The sequence below is a fragment of the Rhodococcus sp. Q1 genome (genome assembly GCF_004153645.1).
Lineage (GTDB): Bacteria > Actinomycetota > Actinomycetes > Mycobacteriales > Mycobacteriaceae > Rhodococcus > Rhodococcus gordoniae.
Genome location: NZ_SDMJ01000001.1, coordinates 367,651 through 389,024, shown reverse-complemented (window position 1 = coordinate 389,024; position 21,374 = coordinate 367,651). Strand labels below are relative to the sequence as shown.

The following is a 21,374-nucleotide window of genomic DNA, read 5'->3' as shown; positions in this document are numbered from 1 at the left end:
CGGTCATGCCGAGGCCGCCGCCGACGCGCGTTGCAGCACGCGCTCGGCGTGCCGCAGCACGGGGGCGTCGACCATCTTCCCTTCGAAGTCGAACACACCGCGCTCCGATTCGGCGGCCTCGAGGACGCGTCGCGCCCACGCCTCCTCCTCCGGCGTGGGGGCGTATGCCCGGCGGACCACGTCGACCTGGCTCGGGTGGATCGACACCTTGATGTCGAATCCGACCGCCACGGCGTCGAGCGCCTCCTCGTACAGGCCGTCGGTGTCCTTGATGTCCAGGTACACCGAATCCAGCGCCCAGCGGGCGTGACCCTTCGCGGCGAGCAGGGTCACCGACCGGGCGTGCTGCGCCACCGCCCGGTACGTCCCGTCGGCGCGACGGCTCGCGTTGCCACCCAGCCCTGCCACGAGATCCTCGGCCCCCCACATCATTCCGAGGGTGTTCTCGGCGACGGCGATGTCCTCCACGGCCAGTACCCCGAGGGGCGACTCGATGAGCGCGACCACCTCGAGCGGGGCGAGTGAGCGCACTTCGTCGCCGCTCTCGCACTTGGGCAGCATGACCCGCGTGTACGACGTCCGGTTCAGCGCTTCGAGGTCGGCCTCGTGGTCGGCGGTGCCCACCGGGTTGACCCGCACCACGGTGCGCTCGGGATCGAGCGGAGTGGCGACGAGCGCCTCACGGGCGGCCCGCTTGTCGGCCGGCGCGACGGCATCCTCGAGATCGAGGATCACCACGTCGGAACGTTCCGCCGCCTTGCCGTAGCGCTCCGGACGATCGGCAGGACAGAACAGCCATGCGGGGCCGGGAAGTTCCCAGGTCATGTCGTGGGCCTCTTCTGGACGAGGGTCTTGCGCACGGCGACGGCGACGACATCGCCGTGCTGGTTGCGACCGGTGTGCTCGAGGGTGACGATACCCTCCCCCGGGCGGCTCTTCGACTCACGCTTGTCGACGATCTTCGTCTCGGCGTAGAGCGTGTCGCCGTGGAACAGCGGCTTGGGGAAGGAGATCTCGGAGAAGCCGAGGTTCGCGACGATCGTGCCCTGCGTGAGCTGGGCGACCGACAGTCCCACGATCGTCGAGAGCGTGAACATCGAATTGACCAGCCGCTCACCGAAACTCGTCTCGGCGGCATAGGCGGCGTCGAGGTGCAGCGCCTGCGTGTTCATCGTCTGCGTCGTGAACAGCGTGTTGTCGGCCTCGGTGATCGTCCGGCCGGGGCGGTGCTCGTAGATCGCGCCGAGTTCGAACTCCTCGAACCACAGTCCGCGCTGCACGATCCGCTTCTCCACGGTGGTGTCGGTCTCGCTCACAGTCCCAGCTCCCGCCCGACGAGCATGAGCTGCACCTCGGTGGTGCCCTCACCGATCTCGAGGATCTTGCTGTCGCGGTAGTGCCGCGCGACGGCGTACTCGTTCATGAAGCCGTAGCCGCCGTGGATCTGCGTCGCGTCGCGGGCGTTGTCCATCGCGGCCTCGGACGCGACGAGCTTGGCGATCGCGGCCTGCTTCTTGAACGGCCTGCCGGCGAGCATCGCCGCGGCCGCGTCGTAGTAGGCGGTACGCGCGGTGTGGGCGCGCGCCTCCATGCGGGCGATCTTGAAGGCGATGGCCTGGTTGCTGCCGATCGGGCTACCGAACGCCTCGCGTTCCTTGGCGTACTTCACCGATTCGTCGACGCAGCCCTGGGCGGCGCCGGTCGACAGTGCGGCGATGGCGATGCGGCCCTCGTCGAGGATGCGCAGGAAGTTGGCGTAACCGCGGCCCCGCTCGCCGAGGAGGTTCTCCTCGGGGACCCGCACGTCGGCGAAGGTCAACGGATGCGTGTCGGAAGCGTTCCAGCCGACCTTGTTGTAGGCGGGCTCGGCGGTGAAGCCCGGAGTGGAGGCCGGCACGAGGATCGTGGAGATCTCCTTCTTACCGTTCTCCCGCACACCGGTGACGGCGGTGACCGTCACCAGCGAGGTGATGTCGGTGCCCGAGTTGGTGATGAACTGTTTGTTGCCGTTGATGACCCACTCGCCGTTCTCGAGCTTCGCGGTGGTCTTCGTGCCACCGGCGTCGCTGCCCGCACCCGGCTCGGTGAGACCGAAGGCCGCGAGGTTGCGGCCGGTCGCGAGCTGCGGCAGCCACTCCTGCTTCTGCTTCTCGTTGCCGAAGCGGTAGATCGGCATCGCGCCGAGCGAGACACCGGCCTCGAGGGTGATGGCGACGGACTGGTCGACCTTGCCGAGCTCTTCGAGCGCGAGGCACAGCGCGAAGTAGTCGCCGCCCATGCCGCCGTACTCCTCGGGGAAGGGCAGGCCGAACAGACCCATCTCGGCCATGCCCTGCACGACCTCGTAGGGGAACGAGTGCTCGGCGTCGTGCTGTGCGGCGACCGGCGCGACCACGGTGCGGGCGAAGTCGGCGACCGTCTTGCGCAGCTGCTCGTACTCGTCGGGAAGTTGACCCGTGGCCAGGTATTCCGTCATGACTGTGCTTCCTCCGTGTCGGCGTGCGGGGTGACCCGCGCGAGAAGTTGATCGACCTTGACCTGCTCACCGGCGGTCGCGAACAGTTCGACGGTGCCGTCGACGGGAGCGGTGAGCGAATGTTCCATCTTCATGGCCTCGACGACGACGAGCGTCTGCCCGGCAGTGACGGTGTCGCCGGACGCGACGGACACCGCGATGACGGCACCGGGCATCGGGCTGGTGATGTCGGCATCACCGGCGTGCGCGTCGTCCCCGCGTACCGACGCCTCCCGCACCTCACGGACGGCGACGCTGCCGTGGCCGTCGGAAAGCCAGACCGCGCCGTCGGATTCGCCGACACGGTAGCTGTGACGACGACCGTCGAGCACCACCGCCAGATCGGAGCCGTGCAGCACCGCGCTGAAGCGGTAGGTCTCACCGTCCTCGACCTCGGCGAGGCCCGCGGCCGGGGTTCCCGTCAGGCGCACGTGCGCGGTGCGGTCGCCCGAGGTGAGCCGCGACGTGACGGGACGGTGGGCACCGACACGCCAGCCGTCGGGCACCGCCCACGGATCGGTGGTGTCGTCCGCCCAGCGGTCGAGCCACCGCAGGACAGCCGCGGCGACGAGCGTGGAATCGGCGGTCGTGGGTGGGGTGTAGTCGCCGAGTCGACGGTCGAGCAGGCCGGTGTCGAGCGCGCCGGCGATCACGTCGTCGTCGGCGAGCAGGAATCGCGCGAAGTCGACGTTGGTGACGACGCCGAGCACCGCGGTCTGCGCGAGCGCCCGGTCGAGACGGCGCAGCGCTGCGGCGCGGTTGTCGGCGTGGGCGATGACCTTGGCGAGCATCGGGTCGTAGTCGCTGCCCACGACGGTGCCGGCCCGGATACCGGAGTCGACGCGTACCCCGGGGCCGCTGGGCTCGACGACGTCGGCGATCTCGCCACCGGTCGGGAGGAAGCCGCGAGCGGGATCCTCGGCGTAGACACGGGCCTCGATCGCATGACCGGTGAGCGTGATGTCGTCCTGGGTGAATCCGAGTGGCTCGCCCCCGGCGATACGCACCTGCCATTCGACGAGGTCGAGGCCGGTGACCATCTCGGTGACGGGATGCTCGACCTGCAACCGGGTGTTCATCTCCATGAAGAAGAACTCGTCCGGCTTGTCGGCGGAGACGATGAACTCGACGGTGCCGGCGCCGGTGTAGTCGACACTGCGCGCGGTGTTGCACGCGGCCTCACCGATGCGGGCGCGGGTGACCTCGTCGAGCAGTGGCGAGGGCGCCTCCTCGATGACCTTCTGATGGCGTCGCTGCAGGCTGCACTCGCGCTCGCCGAGGTGCACGACGTTGCCGTGCGCGTCGGCGAGCACCTGAACCTCGATGTGGCGGGGACGCTGCACGAACCGCTCGAGGAAGAGGGTGTCGTCGCCGAACGCCGAAGCAGCTTCGCGGCGGGCGGATTCGAGCGCGGCGGGCAGGTCCTTCGGATCCTCCACCAGCCGCATACCCTTGCCGCCCCCGCCGGCCGACGGCTTGACGAGCACGGGATAACCCACCTCGTCGGCGCCCGCGATCAGTTCGGCGTCGGTCAGGCCGGGGCGGGAGATGCCGGGCACGACGGGAACGCCGAACTCCGACACCGCCGCCTTGGCGGTGATCTTGTCGCCCATCGTCTCGATGGCGTGGGCGGACGGGCCGAGGAAGGCGATGCCCGCGGTGGCACACGCGGCGGCGAAAGCCGGGTTCTCCGAGAGGAATCCGTAACCGGGATGGATGCCCTGCGCGCCGGTCGCGAGGGCCGCGTCGATCACCTTGTCGATCACCAGATAACTCTCACGCGCCGCAGCCGGCCCGAGCAGCACCGCGGTGTCCGCTTCCTGCACGTGCCGCGCGTCGCGGTCGGCCTCGCTGAACACGGCGACCGAGCGGATGCCCATCGCCTTCAGGGTGCGGATGACGCGCACCGCGATCTCACCGCGGTTGGCGACCAACACCGTGTCGATCCGAGTCGTATCAGTCATGGGTGCACTCACATCCGGAAGACGCCGTAGGAGACCGGCTCGAGCGGGGCGTTGGCGCACACCGACAGTGCCAGTCCGAGAACTTTTCTGGTGTCTGCGGGATCGATGATGCCGTCGTCCCACAGACGTGCGGTCGAGTAGTAAGGGTTGCCCTGCGCCTCGTACTGCTCACGGATCGGAGCCTTGAAGTCCTCCTCCTGCTCCGGTGTCCAGGGCTTGCCCGAGGCGTCGAGCTGATCGGAGCGCACCGTGGCCAGCACCGAGGCAGCCTGATCACCACCCATGACCGAGATGCGGGCGTTGGGCCACATCCACAGGAAGCGGGGCGAATACGCGCGCCCGCACATCGAGTAGTTGCCCGCGCCGTACGACCCGCCGATGACGACGGTCAGCTTCGGCACCCGCGCGCACGCGACCGCGGTGACCATCTTCGCGCCGTGCTTGGCGATGCCACCGGCCTCGTAGTCGCGGCCGACCATGAAGCCGGAGATGTTCTGCAGGAACACCAGCGGGATCGACCGCTTGTCGCACAGTTCGATGAAATGCGCGCCCTTGACGGCGGATTCGCCGAAGAGCACCCCGTTGTTCGCGACGATGCCGACCGGGTGGCCGTGGATACGCGCGAAGCCGGTGACGAGGGTCTTGCCGTACTCGGCCTTGAACTCGTGGAAGGAGGAGCCGTCGACCACGCGGGTGATGACCTCGTGCACATCGTAGGGGATGCGCGGATCGGTGGGCACCACGTCGTACAGCTCGGCGGGGTCGGCCTCGGGCTCGGTGGTGGGTTCGACGTCCCACGGGCGCGGAGTGCGCGGACCGAAAGTGGAGACGATGTCGCGCACGATGCGCAGCGCGTCGCGGTCGTCCTCGGCCAGGTGGTCGGTGACGCCCGAGACCTTCGAGTGCAGGTCGCCGCCGCCGAGTTCCTCCGCGGTGACGACCTCACCGGTCGCGGCCTTCACCAGCGGCGGGCCGCCGAGGAAGATGGTGCCCTGGTTGCGGACGATGACGGCCTCGTCGCTCATCGCGGGGACGTAGGCACCGCCGGCGGTGCACGAGCCCAGGACCGCGGCGATCTGCGGAATTCCCTTGGCGCTCATGGTGGCCTGGTTGTAGAAGATGCGGCCGAAGTGCTCGCGGTCGGGGAAGACCTCGTCCTGCCGCGGCAGGAAGGCGCCACCCGAGTCGACGAGGTACAGGCACGGCAGGTTGTTCTGCAGTGCGACTTCCTGTGCCCGCAGGTGCTTCTTGACCGTGATCGGGTAGTAGGTGCCGCCCTTGACGGTGGCGTCGTTGGCGACGATCACGCACTCACGGCCGGCGACGCGGCCGATTCCGGCGATCATGCCGGCGCCGGGGCACTCGTCGTCGTACATGCCGTTCGCCGCGAGGGGTGACAGCTCGAGGAACGGGCTGCCGGTGTCGAGCAGTTCGTCCACGCGGTCGCGGGGAAGCAGTTTGCCCCGTGCGACGTGCCGCTCCCGTGATTTCTCACTACCACCCCGCGCTGCGGCAGCGAGCTTGTCCCGGAGCTCTCCGACCAGCTGTTCGTGCTGGTCGCGGCTGGTTGTCGAGGCCGTCTCAGCGGTCGTCACGAACACCATCCTCGGTAGATCGAATAATCGTCATTAACTGAAATCCAGGTTAGTTATGATTAACCGAGTTGTCCAGACCACACCGAGCGGAGATTTTCATGACCCAGTCCGCGATCGACGTCTCGACCGCCTCGGGACGCCCGACGCGGCGTAGCCTCGCCAAGGCGGAACGCCGACGCGACCTCCTGCGTGCCGCAGCGCACCTGATCGCCGAACGCGGATTCCCCGGGGTCCGCCTCGAGGATCTCGGTGCCGCCGTGGGTATCAGCGGACCCGCCGTGTACCGACACTTCCCCAACAAGGACGCCCTGCTCGTCGAGATCCTCGTCGAGATCAGCCGCCGCCTGCTCGCAGGTGGCACGCAGGTCGCCGAGACGAATCCCGAACCGCGCGACGCCCTCGAGGGCCTGGTCGACTTCCATCTCGACTTCGCCTTGGGCGAGCCCGACCTCATCCGCGTGCAGGACCGCGAGTTCGCGTCCCTCCCCGACGAGGCACAGCGGGAGGTGCGGGTGACCCAGCGTCGTTACGTCGAGATCTGGGTCGGCGTACTGCGCCGCATCGACCCGGTACTGCCCGAATCCGATGCACGCACGATGGCGCACGCGACCTTCGGGCTCATCAACTCCACACCGCACAGCGCCGACCCGCGCTCCCCGGAGAGCACTCGCGCGGTGTTGCGACGCATGGCCCTGTCGGCCCTCACCGCGACCCCCTCGTCATTCCCGGCAGACACAGCATCCCCGGCCGACACGGCCCGAACGGAGACCGCATGAGCTACTTCGAACGACTCGGTCCGACATCCTTCCGCGCCACCGAGCACGTCGGCGGGGCGTGGAACGAAGCCGAACAGCACATCGCTCCCGCCCTCGGTCTGATCGCCCACGTCATCGAATGCGACCGCGACACCCGACGCGACGACGGACTGGTGATCGGGCGCCTGTCGTACGACATCCTCGGCACCGTGCCGGTCGGTCCCGTCGTCACGACCGTCGAGGTCCTGCGTCCCGGTCGCACCATCGAACTCGTCGAGGCCACCCTGGCCCACGACGGGCGCGCGATCGTGCGCGCCCGGGCGTGGCTGATGCAGACCCGGACCACCGCGGAGATCGCCGGCACGGTTCTGCAGTCGATCCCGTCGCCCGAGGACAGCGAACCCTGGGATCCGACGACCCTGTGGCCGGGAGGATTCATCGACTCCGTCGAGGTGCGTCGCACCTCGTCCGGTCCCGGACGGGCCTCCTTCTGGGTGCGCACGCCGCTCGCGCTCGTGGACGGCGAGAAGGTCAGCGGTCTCGCCGCCACGGCCGGTCTGTTCGACATCGCCAACGGCATGGCGGTGCGCGCCGACCCGAGTAAGGTCGCCTTCCCCAATCTCGACCTCACCGCGCACCTGTTCACCGAACCGCGCGGGGAATGGGTCGGTTTCGACACGTCGGTCTCGTTCGGTGCCGACGGCATCGGCCTGACGAGCACGGTGCTGCACGACACCACCGGCCCGATCGGCACGATGTCCCAGATCCTCACGGTGCGACCGATCTGATCGATCGCACCGAGTTCGGCTCCCGAGGTCGCGGCCGAGGACGCGAGCTGCCGGTACCCGAGCGACCCTGGAGCCGTTCCGGCGCCCGGGAGTTTTCCGAGCCCATGGCTGGCTCCGGAGGCGCCGCACCGGTGGGTTACAGTTCGCTCCTGGGTTCAGCAGGCAGCCCGTCCAAACGTGTGTTCGCAGACCGAAAGGTCCGGTCCGCACCGCCGTCGGGATTCCTCGCCTTCGGCGTGAATCGGGCACGGGCCGGGAAGCTGGGGTGGATGTGATCGGTTTCGTGCGTTCTGCCGAGGTCGGAGCGACGGTGCGGCGATGAGGGATCCTTCGGTTCCCGAACCGCGTATCGAGCGGTTCTCGTCTCGGCTGGTCGTGCAGAGCTGGTTCCAGGTCGCGTTCGCGGTTCTGGCGGTGTTCGCCGTCCTCGGTTCGATCGTGGGCGGGATCTTCATCCAGCGCACCGTGCAGATCACCGACGAGCTGACCGGGCGGATCCAGCCCGCGATGACGCAGGCCTACCGGTTGCAGACCTCGCTGCTCGATCAACAGACCGCAGTCCGCGGGTACGCGCTCACGACCGACCCGGCCTTCCTCGGGCCGTATCGCGCCGGCCGGGCCGATCAGCAGGTCGCGCTCGACCGTCTCCGCGAACTCCTCGCCGACCATCCGGAGCTCCTCGCCGACATCGACTCCATCGACGCCACCGCCCGGCAGTGGCAGCTGCAGTATGCAGAGCCGATCATCGCCACCGTCGTGCCCGGAGAGCCGCGGCCCGTCGATCCGGCCCTGGCAGAGGAGGACCGGCTGACCTTCGGTGAGATCCGGTCGATGTTCGTCCAGGAGAACAGCGCGCTCTCCCGTGTCCTGGAAGAGAACCTCGACGATCTCGTGCAGTCCCGGACGATCCGCAACTCGGTCCTGATCGCCATGGTGATCACGTTCATCCTCACCGGCCTCGCGATGGTGGCGCTCGTCCACAATCTCGTCGCCGTGCCGCTCAGCAAGCTCCGCAAGGCCAGTCGCCGGGTCGCGCTGGAGGAGAACTTCTACCAGCACATCTATCCGCAGGGACCGAAGGACATCCGGGCACTGGCCCTCGACGTCGAGACGATGCGCGGTCGTATCGCCGATGCGCTGTCGGATTCCCGCAACCAGCAGGCCCTGCTGGCCAGACAGGCGGAGGATCTCGACGCCCAGGCCGAGGAACTACGACGTTCCAACGCCGAACTCGAGCAGTTCGCCTATGTCGCATCGCACGACCTGCAGGAGCCGCTCCGGAAGGTCGCGTCCTTCTGCCAGCTCCTCGAGAAGCGCTACGGGGACGTCCTCGACGATCGTGGGCGGCAGTACGTCGAATACGCCGTGGACGGCGCGAAGCGCATGCAGGTCCTGATCAGCGATCTGCTCGCTTTCTCGCGGGTCGGGCGCGTGCACGATGCCTACGTCCGGGTGGACCTCGGGCGACCGCTCGACAAGGCGTTGTTCAATCTCTCGGCGTCGATCGAGGAGTCGCAGGCTCGGATCGAACGACCCGACTCGCTACCCGAACTGACGGGCGACCCGACACTGCTGACGATGTTGTGGCAGAACCTGCTCGGCAATGCGATCAAGTTCCGGCATCCCGATCGCACCCCCGTCATCCGGATCGAGTGCGAGAAGGTCGAGGACGAGTCGAGCTCGCAGTGGCAGTTCTGCGTAATCGACAACGGCCTCGGGATCGACAGCGAATACGCCGAGAAGGTGTTCGTGATCTTCCAGCGCCTCCATCCCCGCGAGGACTATCAGGGCACCGGTATCGGATTGGCATTGTGCAAGAAAATCGTCGAGTATCACGCGGGAAGAATCTGGATCGACACCGAGTACAGCGATACTCACCCCGAGGGCACTCGAATCTGCTTCACCCTCGGAACCGCACCACCACCCGGCGAGCAGAAGCACGGGACCACCGCCTGAGGAGCACTACGTGACCTATCCCGCTGCCCGTCCGGTGGACGTCCTGCTGGTCGAGGACGATCCGGGCGACGAGCTCATGACCCGCGAAGCATTCGAGGACAACAAGATCGGCAATGCCCTCCACGTCGTCCACGATGGGGAGGAAGCCCTCGACTTCCTGTACCGACGGGGTGCCCACGAGAACGCTCCGCGCCCGGACCTGATCCTGCTCGACCTCAACCTGCCGAAATACGACGGCCGGCAGGTCCTGACGAAGATCAAGTCCGATCCCGAACTGTCCGACATCCCCATCGTGGTACTCACGACCTCCTCGGCCGAGGAGGACATCCTGCGCAGCTACAAGCTGCACGCCAACGCATACGTCACCAAGCCGGTCGATCTCGACCAGTTCATCGGTGCCGTGAAGCAGATCGACGAGTTCTTCGTGCAGGTCGTGCGGTTACCGCGCCGCGGACGTCCCTGAGATCGTCCCGGGCGCTCGCCGAGCGAACCGTCAGGCGAGGATGCCGAAGATCGCGGCCACGAAGATGATCACGATCACCGCGACGGCGAGAAGCGTGAGCCACCCGCTGAGGGGGAATCGCTTTCTCGTGTCCGGTTCCGGAGCGGACAGCCCGGACGTCGTCCCCGAGTCCGGGGGCGTCGATCCGGGTGCCACGCCGCCACCGGGCTCGAGATCCGGGGTGCGCGAAGGTTCGGGATCCTGGCTTCCGTGGTGTTCGGGGTCCGAAGTGGTCACCTGACCTCCTCCTGTGCGGCTGCGCTCCCGCAAGAGCGGCCACAGACATGTGTCGCGGTGATTCGGTTCTGTGGCGACATACCTCTCCTCCGGCACGCGCAAACATGTGCGGCGCGGCAGGGACCCGCTCGCGGGCAGCGTTTGCCCGCGCCGAGCGCGGGTAGGCATCGGGAGACACATGCCGGGCACGGCCCGACATTCCTTCACCCGAGGAGGCGAGGAGCGACATGAAGGCAGTGACATGGCAGGGCCGCCGCAACGTCAGCGTCGACACGGTGCCCGACCCGACGATCCAGGAGGCCGGTGACGCCGTCATCCGCGTCACCACCACGAACATCTGCGGCTCCGACCTGCACCTGTACGAGGTGTTGGGAGCCTTCATGACTCCCGGCGACATCCTCGGCCATGAGCCGATGGGCATCGTCGAGGAGGTGGGTTCCGGAGTCACGAAGCTGAAGCCCGGCGATCGGGTGGTGATCCCCTTCCAGGTGTGCTGCGGTCAGTGCTTCATGTGTTCCCACGGACTGCACTCGCAGTGCGAGACCACGCAGGTCCGGGAGGAGGGTACGGGTGCCGCCCTGTTCGGCTACTCGAAGCTCTACGGCAGCGTGCCGGGCGGGCAGGCCGAGTACCTGCGGGTACCTCACGCCGATGCCACCCACATCAAGGTCCCCGAGGGTCCGGCGGACGATCGCTTCGTCTACCTCTCCGACGTGCTGCCCACCGCATGGCAGGCCGTCGAATACGCGGAGATCCCCGACGGGGGCAGCGTGACGGTGCTCGGCCTCGGCCCCATCGGGGAGATGGCCGCCCGCATCGCCGCACACAAGGGCGCCCGGGTGATCGGGGTGGATCTCGTTCCCGAACGGCTCGCCCGGGCGGCGTCTCGCGGCATCGAGGTCGTCGATCTCCGTGAGGTCGACGACAACCCGGGCGACATGATCCGCGACATGACGAACGGGCGCGGCACCGATTCGGTGATCGACGCGGTGGGCATGGAAGCGCACGGCTCCCCCGTTGCGAAGCTCGCCCAGAGCGTTGCGGGCCTCCTGCCGTCGGCGATCGCCGAGCCGTTCATGGAGAAGGCCGGCCTCGATCGTCTCCACGCGCTGTACACCGCGATCGACGTCGTGCGACGTGGTGGCGCGATCTCGCTGAGCGGCGTGTACGGCGGGGCGGCGGACCCGATGCCGATGCTCACCCTGTTCGACAAGCAGATCCGTCTCCGTATGGGGCAGGCGAACGTGTTGAACTGGGTTCCGGAGATCCTGCCGCTGCTGACCGACGAAGATCCGCTGGGGGTCGACGACTTCGCCACCCACCGCCTCCCGCTCGACGACGCACCGCGCGCGTACGAGATCTTCCAGAAGAAGCAAGACGGCGCAATCAAGATCGGCCTCAAACCGTAAGCGGAGCAACAGGAACCGGGCCCGGGAATGATCCCGGGCCCGGTTCGTCGCAGTGACTCAGTTCTCGATCGCGGTCTGTCCGTTGCCTTCCGCGTCGATCACGGAGATCTTGCGCGGCTTCGCCTTCTCCGCGACCGGAATCGTCACGCGCAGAACACCACCCCGATATTGTGCTTCGATTCGATCGGTGTCCAGGGTGTCGCCGAGGAACAACCGACGGGTGAAGACGCCTCGCGGCCTCTCGGTCGAGATGAACTCCTTGTCCCGGTCGACTTCCGGGCGTTCGGCGCGAACGGTGAGCACGTTGCGCTCGACATCGAGTTCGATCGACCCGGCGTCGACGCCGGGGAGATCGAACTCCGCGACGAAACGGTCGCCCTCCCGCCATGCGTCGAGCGGCATCACCGCGGGACGGGCCATGGTGCCGAGCACCTGCTGCGCGAGACGATCGACGTCGCGGAACGGGTCGGTGCGCATCAACATCGGTCTGTCACCTCCGACTGTCCGGCCGTTCGTGACGGCCACACTCCGTCAATTATCTGTGCCAGTTGACACAGATTTATTATGGCGCTGCTGATACACTTCGGTCAAGGCTTTGGTCAGCTGCGGCCCCCACGGCCCACCGGAGGAGACGATGACGCACGATCCTTTTCTGCGCGCCCAGCGCGGGGTCTACGGGATCTCCGTGGCCGCCGAACTCTCGGGACTCGACCCACAGACCCTGCGCCTGTACGAACGCCGGGGCCTGCTCAATCCTGCCCGTACAGCGGGTGGAACGCGTCGCTACAGCGAGAACGATCTCGAGACCGTGCAACGGATCGTCGAGCTCGTGGCATCGGGTGTCAATATCGCCGGCGTCGCCCGGATCCTCGAGCTCGAAGCAAGCAATGCGGCGCTGCAGGCGGACAACACACGTCTGCGTTCCGCACTCGACGGCGGCCCACCTCCCCTACCGGGAGGGTCGTAGGTCTTCGGTCTCCGTGCGACGACCAGCGGAGATACCGGAAAACGGACCCGGAACGCGCAAAGGAGGCTAGCATCGAAGAACGCCTCACAGGTGCGTAGGTGTGTGTCCGACGAACGGACGCGCCGATAGCAATAAGGGGTGACCTCAGTGCGTAATGCACATTCCGATTCACCGAGCGCCGAAAACGGACGTGAAGACACCGCGTCCCGGTCGCATTCCATCGCAGACGACACGATTCGCTGGCCTGATCCCAGCCCACTCGACGCATGGTGGGCCCGTGTCATGGGAAAGTCCGTTCCCTGACCGGACCGACACCCCCGCAGGCAGTTCCGACCGATTCGACCACACCGAGGTGGACACATGATGCCGCGCCGCGACCCGCTTGCCGGTGACCGGTGGGTCTTCCGTTGCGATCATTGCGATCACTGCTACCGCACTGCCGCACGGAGTCGACTGGAGGCCGAACTCCACGCCCAGGTGAACGGCTGGGCCACCGGGCCGACCACGCTGTGCCCCGGATGCGCCACCCTGTTCGTCGACGGGGCAACACAGCTCGCGCACACCGACGGCTGAACCGGCCGTCCGATCGTCCCGACGGCTGAGCCGTCCGATCGTCCCGACGGCTGAGCCGTTCGATCGTGGCAGTCGCCGGTCCGGAGGCGGGTGAGCATCTAGGCTCGCCTCATGGCCGGCGACGCGACACGCATCGATTCACCCGAGAAGCTCTCGGCTGCGCTCGACACGACGGGTTATCTCGCCGACGACGGACTGGCGACCGTCGTCTTCCTCGCGATGCGCATGGGCCGCCCGCTCTTCTGCGAAGGCGAACCCGGCACCGGGAAGACCTCGCTCGCAGCGGCACTCGCCCGGGCCCTGGGCCTTCCGATGATCCGTCTGCAGTGCCACGAGGGCATCGACGCCTCGCAGGCCCTCTACGACTGGGATTTTCCCCGGCAGCTGCTCCATCTACGGTCGCTCGAGGCGGCGAGCGACGGTGCGCTCGACGCGGACACCGCCGAACGTTCCCTGTACACGGAGCGCTATCTCCTCGTCCGCCCGTTGCTGCGAGCACTCACCGAATCACCGTGCGTGCTGCTCGTCGACGAGATCGACCGTGCCGACGACGAGTTCGAGGCATTTCTGCTCCAGTTGCTCGACGAGAACGCCGTGACGATCCCCGAACTCGGTGAGGTCCGTGCCGAGGTCCCACCTCTGGTGGTGCTCACCTCCAACCGGACCCGCGAGGTGCACGATGCACTCAAACGCCGCTGTCTGTACCACTGGGTGGAGCATCCCGATCTCGAACGCGAGGTCGCGATCCTGCAGCGGCGGCTACCGGGACTGGGGCGCCCGCTCGCCGAGCAGATCGCCCGCGCGGTGCAGTCGCTCCGCGGACAGGAACTTCTCAAACCGCCCGGTATCGCCGAATCCCTCGACTGGGCACGCGCACTGCTCGCCCTCGATCGCGACGTCCTCGACGCGGCGACGGCCGCGGCGACACTCGGCGCGGTCCTGAAGTACCGCGAGGACATCGACCGTGTCACCCGAACCGGTCTCGACCTGTCGAGGGCGGGGTGACGACCGCCGCCGGCCCGGTCGTCGGCCTCGCAGGTTTCGGCCGCGCCCTCGCCGCCGCCGGTCTTCCCGTCGCTCTCGACGCGACCGCCACCTATCTCGACGCCCTGGGACACGTCGACGTCGGGGATCCCGTCCAGGTCTATTGGGCGGGTCGCGCCACGCTGTGCCGCACACCGGACGATACGGCCCGCTACGACGCGGCCTTCGTCCACTGGTTCGGCGACACCGTCCCGACCGGTTCGCGGACCCACGGGCAGCGCACCCGCACCGCGCGGATCGCCGCGTTGTCCCGAGGCGAGGGCGCCGACGGCGACTCCGGGGACGAGGCACCACGACTGCAGGTCGCGGCGGACGACACCGATGTCCTCCGTCATCGCGACGTGGCCGAACTGACGACCGCCGAACGCGCTCATCTCGCCGAACTGCTCGCGCGGTTGCAGCCCCGTCCGCCGACACGTCGGGCACTGCGTTCGAAGCCTTCCCGGCGCGGAGCGGTGGACCCGCGGCACACCCTGCGCGACATGCTGGCGAGCGGAGGCGAACCCGTACTGCCACGGCACCGTGCGCGGGCGACCCGAACGCGCCGGGTGGTGTTGCTCATCGACGTGTCCGGCTCGATGAGTCCCTATGCCGACGCGCTGCTACGGTTCGCGCACGTCGTCACACGTGCCGCCCCCTCGTCCACCGAGGTGTTCTCCCTCGGCACGCGGCTGACCCGCCTGTCGCGGGCGCTGAGAGCCCGCGACCCGGACGTCGCGCTCGCCGGGGCCTCACGAGCGGTACCCGACTGGGCCGGCGGGACACGCCTCGGCGACACTCTCCACGCCTTCCTGGACCGTTGGGGGCGTAGGGGTTCCGCGCGGGGTGCGGTGGTCGTGATCTTCTCCGACGGCTGGGAACGCGGCGACGCCTCACTGCTCGGAGAGCAGATGGCGCAGCTGCACCGCCTCGCGCACCGCGTGCTGTGGGTGAACCCGCACGCCGGCGGCGAGGGCTACGAACCGATCCAGTCGGGTATCTCCGCGGCGCTGCCGCATATCGATCGTCTGCTCGCGGGACACAGCCTCGCGACACTGGAAGAACTTCTCGAGGAGGTTCGGCGTGCGTGAAATTCTGGACGAACTCGACCGGCGGTACCGGGCCGGGGAGACCGTCGCGGTGGGCACCGTGGTCTCCACCTTCCGGTCGGCACCGCGGGGCCCGGGTGCATCGATGCTGGTCGCCCAGGACGGGACCGTCACCGGCAGCGTCTCGGGCGGATGCGTCGAGGGCGATGTCTACGAACTCGGCCGATCGATCATCGCGAGCGGGCAGCCGGTGCTGCAGCGCTACGGGGTCTCCGACGACGACGCGTTCTCCGTCGGCCTCACGTGCGGCGGCATCATCGACGTCTTCGTCGAACGGATCGATGCGGACTCCTTTCCCGCCTTCACCGACCTGCTCGGCTCCGTCCGGGCGGGCGAGCCCGTCGCTCTCGCGACCGTCACCGCCCATCCCGACCCGGCGGTGCGGGGACGGCGGATGGTCGTGTGGCGCGACCGTGCGGACGGGCAGCTCGCCTCGTCACGCATGCACGACGCCGTCGTCGACGACGCGCGCGGCCTGCTCGAGGTGGGACGTTCGGGCACCCTGCACTACGGCACGGACGGTGAGCGTCGCGGTGAGGGAATGTCGTTGTTCGTCAACGTCTTCCAGCCCCCACCCCGGTTGATCGTGTTCGGGGCGATCGACTTCGCGTCGGCGATGGCCCGGCTCGGTTCGTTCCTGGGTTACACGGTGACCGTGTGCGACGCGCGCGGGGTGTTCGCCACCGAAGCCCGCTTCCCCGGTGCCCACGAGGTGATCGTGGACTGGCCGCACCGTTATCTCGCGGCCGAGGCCGAAGCGGGTCGCGTGGATGCCCGTACCGTCATCACGGTTCTCACCCACGATCCGAAGTTCGACGTGCCGCTCCTCGAGGTCGCGCTGCGGCTCGACGTGGCGTACGTCGGCGCGATGGGTTCGCGCCGCACCCACGACGACCGCATGGAGCGCCTGCGGGAGACGGACCTGACCGAGGAGGAACTGGGACGCCTGTCGTCGCCGATCGGTCTGGACCTCGGTGCCCGCACCCCCGAGGAGACCGCCGTGTCCATCGCCGCCGAGATCATCGCGCTGCGATGGGGCGGGGGCGGCGGCCGGCTCGCGGAGACACGCGGACCGATCCACATCCACGAGGAGCACATCGGCGTTCGGAAGTCCTGAGCGCCCTCGTCGATCGCGAAGCTCTGGGCGCCGATCGGAGCCGGACTCCTCCGTGGCTTGTCCTCGAGGCGGCGGTCATGCAGTTCCTCGGGGCAGGTTCCGCCTCCGATCGGCGCGAAGGCGATTTCGGCGATTCGGGTCCTTCCTGTGCGCGATATGCAGCAGAGTGTCAGTGATCTGTATCACTGCGTCACGTGAGGTACTTGGAGGACCCATGCGCATCACTGTCACCGTAGACGGAACGCAGTACACGGACGACGTGGAACCGCGACTGCTTCTCGTCCACTACCTCAGAGATCGACTCGGGAAGGTGGGCACGGTGGTCGGTTGCGACACGAGCAACTGCGGTGCCTGCACCGTGTTGTTCGACGACCGCAGCGTCAAGTCGTGCTCGGTGCTCGCGGTGCAGGCCGACGGGCACTCCGTCACCACCGTCGAAGGGCTCGCCGAGGACGGCAACCTGCATCCGGTCCAGGAAGCGTTCCGCGAGAAGCACGCACTGCAATGCGGCTTCTGTACGCCCGGGATGATCATGGCGACCATCGACCTGCTCTCCGAGAACTCCGATCCGAACGACGAGGACGTACGGCACGGTCTCGAAGGAAATCTGTGCCGCTGCACCGGATACCAGAACATCGTGGCCGCCGCGCGTGACGCCGCGCAGCGGCTGCGCGAGAACCCGGCAGCTACCGAGGAGGCCGCACGATGACGAGCACCGTGGATCCGACCACCGACGAGGGCGCCGGCGACTCCGAACTCGGCCGGGCGCGCCGCCGCAAGGAGGACGAGCACCTCATCACCGGCCGCACGCGCTGGACCGACAACATCGTGCTCCCCGGGATGCTGCACGCCGCGATCCTGCGCAGCCCGGTCGCGCACGCCCGCATCACCGCCCTCGACGTCTCCGAGGCCCGTGGCAAGCCGGGGGTCGTCGCCGTCTACACGGGCGCCGACCTCGCCGAGGAGCAGGGCAGCCTGCCGTGCGCGTGGCCGATCACCGAGGACATGAAGACCCCGAACGCCCCCGCCCTCGCCGTCGACACCGTGCGCTTCGCGGGTGAGGCCGTCGCAGTCGTGGTGGCCCGCAGCGCATACGAGGCCCACGACGCCCTCGATGCCATCGACGTCGACTACGAGGACCTGCCCGTGGTCCTCGACCTCGAGACCGCGGCACGAGACGACGACCTCGTCCATCCCGATCTCGGCACCAACGTCAGCGCGACGTGGGTGTTCGACTCGGCCGAGGCCGGCAGCGGCGGCGACGTCGAGGACGCGATCCGCGATGCGGAGGTCGTCGTCGAACGGACCTTCCGGCAGCAGCGGCTCATCCCGGCCTTCATGGAACCGCGTTCGGTCGTCGTCGATCCCACCGCCTCACAGATCACCATGTGGTCGGCCACTCAGGTGCCGCACATCCTGAGATCGATGCTCGCGATGACACTCGGCCTCCCCGAGCACAAACTGCGCGTGATCGCCCCCGACGTCGGCGGTGGTTTCGGTGGCAAGCTGCAGGTCACGCCGGAGGAAGTGCTCACCCTCCTCATCGCACGTCGCCTGCACAAGCCCGTCAAGTACACCGAGACGCGCAGCGAGTCGATGCTCGCCGCGCATCACGGACGCGACCAGGTCCAGAAGCTCACCCTCGCCGCCCGCCGCGACGGCACCGTCACGGGCCTGAAGGTGGAACTGCTCGCCGACATGGGCGCCTATCTGCGACTGGTGACGCCGGGTGTACCGATCCTCGGCGCGTTCATGTTCACCGGCATCTACAAGTTCGGCTCCTATCGCTTCGCGTGCACCAACGTGTTCACCGACAAGGTGCCCACCGACGCCTACCGCGGCGCCGGCCGTCCCGAGGCCACCTTCGCGATCGAACGCATCATGGACGAGCTCGCCGTCGAATTGTCCATGGACCCCCTCGAGCTCCGTGAGAAGAACTGGATCAAGCACGAGGAGTTCCCGTTCGATACGGTCGCGGGTCTGACCTACGACTCGGGCAACTACGAGGCCGCGACCGCCAAGGCGCGAGAGTTGTTCGACTACGACGCATTACGACGTGAGCAGGCCGAACGGCGCGAACGCGACGACCCGGTCCAGCTCGGTCTCGGTGTCTCCACGTTCACGGAGATGTGCGGCCTGGCCCCGTCGCGGGTGCTCGGTTCGCTCTCCTACGGTGCCGGCGGGTGGGAGCACGCCGCGATCCGTATGCTGCCGACCGGCAAGGTCGAGGTCGTCACCGGTGCGTCCGCGCACGGCCAGGGCCACGAGACGGCGTGGAGTCAGATCGTCGCCGATCGGCTCGGAATCCCGTTCGACGACATCGAGATCCTGCACGGCGACACGCAGAGCTCACCGCGTGGTCTCGACACCTACGGCTCCCGGTCGCTCGCGGTGGGCGGCATCGCGGTCGTCAAGGCCGCCGAGAAGGTGGTGGCCAAGGCCCGGCCGATCGCCGCGCATCTGCTCGAATGCTCCGAGGACGACCTGGATTTCGAATCCGGGCAGTTCCGCGTCAAGGGAACGTCGAAGTCCGTCGGGCTCACCGACGTCGCGCTCGCGGTGTTCGCCGCGCACGACCTGCCGGACGGCGTCGAACCGAATCTCGACTCCGAGGCGACCTACGACCCCGACAACTTCTCGTTCCCGCACGGCACCCATCTGTGCGCGATCGAGGTCGACACCGAGACGGGACACGCGCGCATTCGCAAGTACGTGTGTGTGGACGATGTCGGCCACGTCGTGAACCCGCTCATCGTCGAAGGTCAGGTGCACGGCGGACTCGCCCAGGGCATCGCCCAGGCCCTCTACGAGGAGGCGGTGCACGACGAGTCCGGTACCTTGCTGAGTTCGTCGTTCGCCGAATATCTGTTGCCCACGGCGGTGGATCTGCCACCCTTCGTCACTGATCGTACCGATACCCCTGCACCGGGTAATCCGTTGGGTGTCAAGGGAGTCGGCGAGGCGGGCACCATCGCTTCCACGCCGGCGGTCGTCAATGCCGTACTCGACGCGGTACGGCCGTTCGGCGTCACCGACGTCGAGATGCCCTGTACACCGATGCGGATATGGCATGCTCTCCGCGACGCCCGAGGAGGCACGAAATGATTCCGGCCCCGTTCGACTACGTCGCTCCGTCCACCGTCGACGAAGCAGTCGCCGCGCTGGCGGAGGCCGGTGAGGATGCGAAGGTCATCGCCGGTGGGCAGAGCCTGATGCCCGTCCTGCGCCTGCGGATGGCGGCACCGACGGTGCTCGTCGACCTCGGCAGGATCCCCGAACTGCGCGGCATCCGCGACGACGGCGACGCGCTGGTGATCGGCGCGACCACCACTCACCACGACGTGTTGCACGACCAGCTCGTCGCGGAGCACGCACGGCTGCTGGCCGAGGCGACGGCGACCGTCGCCGACCCCCAGATCCGGCATCGCGGCACGTTCGGCGGGTCGCTCGTGCACGCCGATCCGGCCGGGGACCTCGCCGCACCCGCCGTGGCGCTCGAGGCGACCTTCACCGTGGCCGGACCGTCCGGTCGTCGTACCATCGCGACGGACGACTTCTTCCAGGACTACTTCACGACCGCCGTCGAACCCGGGGAGATCCTCGTCGAGGTCCGGATTCCCAAGCACACGGGCTGGTCGGCGCGCTACGAGAAGTTCCATCGCGCAGCTCAGCAGTGGTCCATCGTCGGCGTCGCGGCGACCCTCGAAGCGTCGGGCGGCACCATCGAGCGGGCCAGGATCGCCCTCACGAACATGGCGGCCGTCCCGGTCCGGGCACGCAGCGTCGAGGAATCGCTGGTCGGCAAGCCTGCGACGGCCGAGACGATCCACGCCGCCGCCGAGCGCGCCACCGAGGGCACGGCTCCCATGACCGACGGAAATGCCGACGCCGAGTATCGGAGCCACCTCGCCCGGGTACTCACCCGACGAGCGATCACCACTGCCTCCGGGGTCTAGGCGTTCCGCAGAACGTCCTGCTCCCGGAACCACTTGTTCGGAAAGGACCCCATGCAACTCGAACACACACTGTCCGTTCCCGCACCGGTCGAGGAGGTGTGGACCGCCCTGCTGAATCCGGAGAAGGTCGCGCCGTGCATGCCCGGCGCGACGCTCACCGGCGTCGACGGCGACACCTTCACCGGGACCGTCAAGGTGAAACTCGGACCGGTGGCGCTCACGTTCAAGGGCACCGGCGTGTACGTGGAGAAGGACGAGAACGCCCGCCGGGCGGTCATCGAGGCCAATGCGAAGGACACCCGGGGCAACGGCACGGTGGCCGCGACGATCACGGTCGTCCTCACCGGCGACGGCGACCGCACCGACGGCACCGTGAAGACCGACATGAAGATCACCGGCAAACCTGCCCAGTTCGGGCGGGGAATGATTTCGGATGTCGGCGGCAAGATCCTCGAGCAGTTCGCGGACTGCCTGTCGAAGAAGCTCGGGCCCGAGGCGGCGGCCCCCGCCGGGACGACCGCCGAGGCAGCCGAGTCGCAGCCCAACGAATCCGTGCCGGCGAGCCCGCCACTCACCACCGCGGGCTCGGGAGACGAGGCGCCCGGCGGCGCATTCGTCGGGCCCGGCGCCGGGGACGGCGACTCCGCGCAGGCGCGGCCGAACGAGTCGGTGCCACCCAGCCCGGTGAGCGCCTCCCCGGCACCGGCGATGACGCCGGCACCTCCCACGCCGTCGACGATTCCCTCCCCGGCCGCACCCTCGCAGCCCGAGGCCGAACCGCTCGACCTCATGCAGTACGCGAAGGGATCGGTCGTGACGCGGGTCGCGCCGGTGGGAGTGATCGCAATTCTCGTCGTGGTCATCGCGGTGATACTTCAGCGTCGATCGGGACGCTGACCTCGCCGGAT

The 21,374-nt window shown here is 68.2% G+C and carries 21 protein-coding genes; 14 read left to right on the top strand and 7 right to left on the bottom strand.

Annotated features, from left to right (window positions below):
- Positions 1-3: 3 nt before the first annotated feature.
- The 5 genes from EQ874_RS01825 to EQ874_RS01805 are packed head-to-tail and all read right to left on the bottom strand — an operon-like array spanning position 4 to position 6,083.
- Positions 4-825 (bottom strand): CoA ester lyase, encoded by an 822-nt coding sequence (locus EQ874_RS01825; RefSeq protein WP_129975204.1) that lies wholly within the window; start codon positions 823-825, stop codon positions 4-6.
- Positions 822-1,316 carry a MaoC family dehydratase gene (locus tag EQ874_RS01820; protein WP_006550752.1) on the bottom strand — a complete coding sequence of 165 codons (495 nt, stop codon included), beginning with the start codon at positions 1,314-1,316 and terminating at the stop codon, positions 822-824. The genes EQ874_RS01825 and EQ874_RS01820 overlap by 4 nt, the downstream gene beginning before the upstream one ends.
- Positions 1,313-2,476 (bottom strand): acyl-CoA dehydrogenase family protein, encoded by a 1,164-nt coding sequence (locus EQ874_RS01815; protein WP_129975202.1) that lies wholly within the window; start codon positions 2,474-2,476, stop codon positions 1,313-1,315. Before EQ874_RS01815 ends, EQ874_RS01820 begins: the two co-directional genes overlap by 4 nt.
- Positions 2,473-4,479 carry an acetyl/propionyl/methylcrotonyl-CoA carboxylase subunit alpha gene (locus tag EQ874_RS01810; RefSeq protein WP_129975200.1) on the bottom strand — a complete coding sequence of 669 codons (2,007 nt, stop codon included), beginning with the start codon at positions 4,477-4,479 and terminating at the stop codon, positions 2,473-2,475. Before EQ874_RS01810 ends, EQ874_RS01815 begins: the two co-directional genes overlap by 4 nt.
- Before the next feature lie 8 nt (positions 4,480-4,487).
- Positions 4,488-6,083 carry a carboxyl transferase domain-containing protein gene (locus EQ874_RS01805; RefSeq protein ID WP_129975198.1) on the bottom strand — a complete coding sequence of 532 codons (1,596 nt, stop codon included), beginning with the start codon at positions 6,081-6,083 and terminating at the stop codon, positions 4,488-4,490.
- Between the two features lie 89 nt (positions 6,084-6,172).
- On the opposite strand from EQ874_RS01805, the gene EQ874_RS01800 reads away from it, so the two are divergent.
- The 4 genes from EQ874_RS01800 (at position 6,173) to EQ874_RS01785 (ending at position 10,036) form a co-directional block, all read left to right on the top strand.
- Positions 6,173-6,850 carry a TetR/AcrR family transcriptional regulator gene (locus tag EQ874_RS01800; protein WP_129975196.1) on the top strand — a complete coding sequence of 226 codons (678 nt, stop codon included), beginning with the start codon at positions 6,173-6,175 and terminating at the stop codon, positions 6,848-6,850.
- Positions 6,847-7,617 carry a thioesterase family protein gene (locus EQ874_RS01795; protein ID WP_129975195.1) on the top strand — a complete coding sequence of 257 codons (771 nt, stop codon included), beginning with the start codon at positions 6,847-6,849 and terminating at the stop codon, positions 7,615-7,617. Before EQ874_RS01800 ends, EQ874_RS01795 begins: the two co-directional genes overlap by 4 nt.
- Before the next feature lie 318 nt (positions 7,618-7,935).
- On the top strand, positions 7,936-9,573 hold the full coding sequence (locus EQ874_RS01790) for a sensor histidine kinase (RefSeq protein WP_129975193.1): 1,638 nt from the start codon (positions 7,936-7,938) through the stop codon (positions 9,571-9,573).
- A gap of 10 nt (positions 9,574-9,583) precedes the next feature.
- Entirely contained in the window at positions 9,584-10,036 is a 453-nt protein-coding gene (locus EQ874_RS01785) for a response regulator (RefSeq protein ID WP_026003108.1), read from the top strand.
- Positions 10,037-10,066: 30 nt separating this feature from the next.
- Here EQ874_RS01785 and EQ874_RS01780 read toward each other — a convergent pair whose 3' ends face one another.
- Positions 10,067-10,312, bottom strand: coding sequence for a DUF6480 family protein (locus tag EQ874_RS01780; protein WP_129975191.1), 246 nt, complete (start codon positions 10,310-10,312; stop codon positions 10,067-10,069).
- A gap of 227 nt (positions 10,313-10,539) precedes the next feature.
- On the opposite strand from EQ874_RS01780, the gene EQ874_RS01775 reads away from it, so the two are divergent.
- A complete protein-coding gene (locus EQ874_RS01775) occupies positions 10,540-11,721 on the top strand; it encodes a zinc-dependent alcohol dehydrogenase (protein ID WP_064062361.1) in 1,182 nt (393 codons plus the stop codon).
- A gap of 57 nt (positions 11,722-11,778) precedes the next feature.
- On the opposite strand, the gene EQ874_RS01770 is transcribed toward EQ874_RS01775, so the two are convergent.
- A complete protein-coding gene (locus EQ874_RS01770) occupies positions 11,779-12,204 on the bottom strand; it encodes an Hsp20 family protein (protein ID WP_064062360.1) in 426 nt (141 codons plus the stop codon).
- Between the two features lie 151 nt (positions 12,205-12,355).
- Here EQ874_RS01770 and EQ874_RS01765 point away from each other — a divergent pair, with 151 nt between their 5' ends.
- The 9 genes from EQ874_RS01765 to EQ874_RS01725 all read left to right on the top strand — a co-directional run bounded on the left by EQ874_RS01765 (position 12,356) and on the right by EQ874_RS01725 (position 21,363).
- Positions 12,356-12,688: a helix-turn-helix transcriptional regulator gene (locus EQ874_RS01765; RefSeq protein ID WP_064062359.1), complete on the top strand. Its 333-nt coding sequence runs from the start codon at positions 12,356-12,358 to the stop codon at positions 12,686-12,688.
- 360 nt (positions 12,689-13,048) lie between these two features.
- On the top strand, positions 13,049-13,261 hold the full coding sequence (locus tag EQ874_RS01760; RefSeq protein ID WP_129975189.1) for a hypothetical protein: 213 nt from the start codon (positions 13,049-13,051) through the stop codon (positions 13,259-13,261).
- A gap of 111 nt (positions 13,262-13,372) precedes the next feature.
- On the top strand, positions 13,373-14,266 hold the full coding sequence (locus EQ874_RS01755; protein ID WP_129975187.1) for a MoxR family ATPase: 894 nt from the start codon (positions 13,373-13,375) through the stop codon (positions 14,264-14,266).
- The gene (locus EQ874_RS01750; RefSeq protein WP_129975185.1) at positions 14,263-15,375 is read left to right on the top strand and encodes a VWA domain-containing protein; all 1,113 of its coding nucleotides are present in this window, start codon (positions 14,263-14,265) and stop codon (positions 15,373-15,375) included. Before EQ874_RS01755 ends, EQ874_RS01750 begins: the two co-directional genes overlap by 4 nt.
- Entirely contained in the window at positions 15,368-16,510 is a 1,143-nt protein-coding gene (locus tag EQ874_RS01745) for an XdhC/CoxI family protein (protein ID WP_129975183.1), read from the top strand. The genes EQ874_RS01750 and EQ874_RS01745 overlap by 8 nt, the downstream gene beginning before the upstream one ends.
- 214 nt (positions 16,511-16,724) lie before the next feature.
- Positions 16,725-17,219 (top strand): (2Fe-2S)-binding protein, encoded by a 495-nt coding sequence (locus EQ874_RS01740; RefSeq protein WP_129975181.1) that lies wholly within the window; start codon positions 16,725-16,727, stop codon positions 17,217-17,219.
- A complete protein-coding gene (locus tag EQ874_RS01735) occupies positions 17,216-19,615 on the top strand; it encodes a xanthine dehydrogenase family protein molybdopterin-binding subunit (RefSeq protein ID WP_129975179.1) in 2,400 nt (799 codons plus the stop codon). Before EQ874_RS01740 ends, EQ874_RS01735 begins: the two co-directional genes overlap by 4 nt.
- Positions 19,612-20,466, top strand: a complete 855-nt coding sequence (locus EQ874_RS01730) for a xanthine dehydrogenase family protein subunit M (protein ID WP_129975177.1) — start codon at positions 19,612-19,614, stop codon at positions 20,464-20,466. The genes EQ874_RS01735 and EQ874_RS01730 overlap by 4 nt, the downstream gene beginning before the upstream one ends.
- A 51-nt stretch (positions 20,467-20,517) precedes the next feature.
- Positions 20,518-21,363, top strand: a complete 846-nt coding sequence (locus tag EQ874_RS01725; RefSeq protein WP_064062353.1) for an SRPBCC family protein — start codon at positions 20,518-20,520, stop codon at positions 21,361-21,363.
- Positions 21,364-21,374 lie beyond the last annotated feature (11 nt).

Bases quoted from the DNA above. Each gene is read 5' to 3' on its own strand.
- EQ874_RS01825 (WP_129975204.1), bottom strand. From the start codon at position 825: ATGACCTGGGAACTTCCCGGCCCCGCATGGCTGTTCTGTCCTGCCGAT.
- EQ874_RS01815 (WP_129975202.1), bottom strand. From the start codon at position 2,476: ATGACGGAATACCTGGCCACGGGTCAACTTCCCGACGAGTACGAGCAG.
- EQ874_RS01810 (WP_129975200.1), bottom strand. From the start codon at position 4,479: ATGACTGATACGACTCGGATCGACACGGTGTTGGTCGCCAACCGCGGT.
- EQ874_RS01805 (WP_129975198.1), bottom strand. From the start codon at position 6,083: ATGGTGTTCGTGACGACCGCTGAGACGGCCTCGACAACCAGCCGCGAC.
- EQ874_RS01800 (WP_129975196.1), top strand. From the start codon at position 6,173: ATGACCCAGTCCGCGATCGACGTCTCGACCGCCTCGGGACGCCCGACG.
- EQ874_RS01795 (WP_129975195.1), top strand. From the start codon at position 6,847: ATGAGCTACTTCGAACGACTCGGTCCGACATCCTTCCGCGCCACCGAG.
- EQ874_RS01790 (WP_129975193.1), top strand. From the start codon at position 7,936: ATGAGGGATCCTTCGGTTCCCGAACCGCGTATCGAGCGGTTCTCGTCT.
- EQ874_RS01775 (WP_064062361.1), top strand. From the start codon at position 10,540: ATGAAGGCAGTGACATGGCAGGGCCGCCGCAACGTCAGCGTCGACACG.
- EQ874_RS01770 (WP_064062360.1), bottom strand. From the start codon at position 12,204: ATGTTGATGCGCACCGACCCGTTCCGCGACGTCGATCGTCTCGCGCAG.
- EQ874_RS01765 (WP_064062359.1), top strand. From the start codon at position 12,356: ATGACGCACGATCCTTTTCTGCGCGCCCAGCGCGGGGTCTACGGGATC.
- EQ874_RS01760 (WP_129975189.1), top strand. From the start codon at position 13,049: ATGATGCCGCGCCGCGACCCGCTTGCCGGTGACCGGTGGGTCTTCCGT.
- EQ874_RS01755 (WP_129975187.1), top strand. From the start codon at position 13,373: ATGGCCGGCGACGCGACACGCATCGATTCACCCGAGAAGCTCTCGGCT.
- EQ874_RS01740 (WP_129975181.1), top strand. From the start codon at position 16,725: ATGCGCATCACTGTCACCGTAGACGGAACGCAGTACACGGACGACGTG.
- EQ874_RS01735 (WP_129975179.1), top strand. From the start codon at position 17,216: ATGACGAGCACCGTGGATCCGACCACCGACGAGGGCGCCGGCGACTCC.
- EQ874_RS01730 (WP_129975177.1), top strand. From the start codon at position 19,612: ATGATTCCGGCCCCGTTCGACTACGTCGCTCCGTCCACCGTCGACGAA.
- EQ874_RS01725 (WP_064062353.1), top strand. From the start codon at position 20,518: ATGCAACTCGAACACACACTGTCCGTTCCCGCACCGGTCGAGGAGGTG.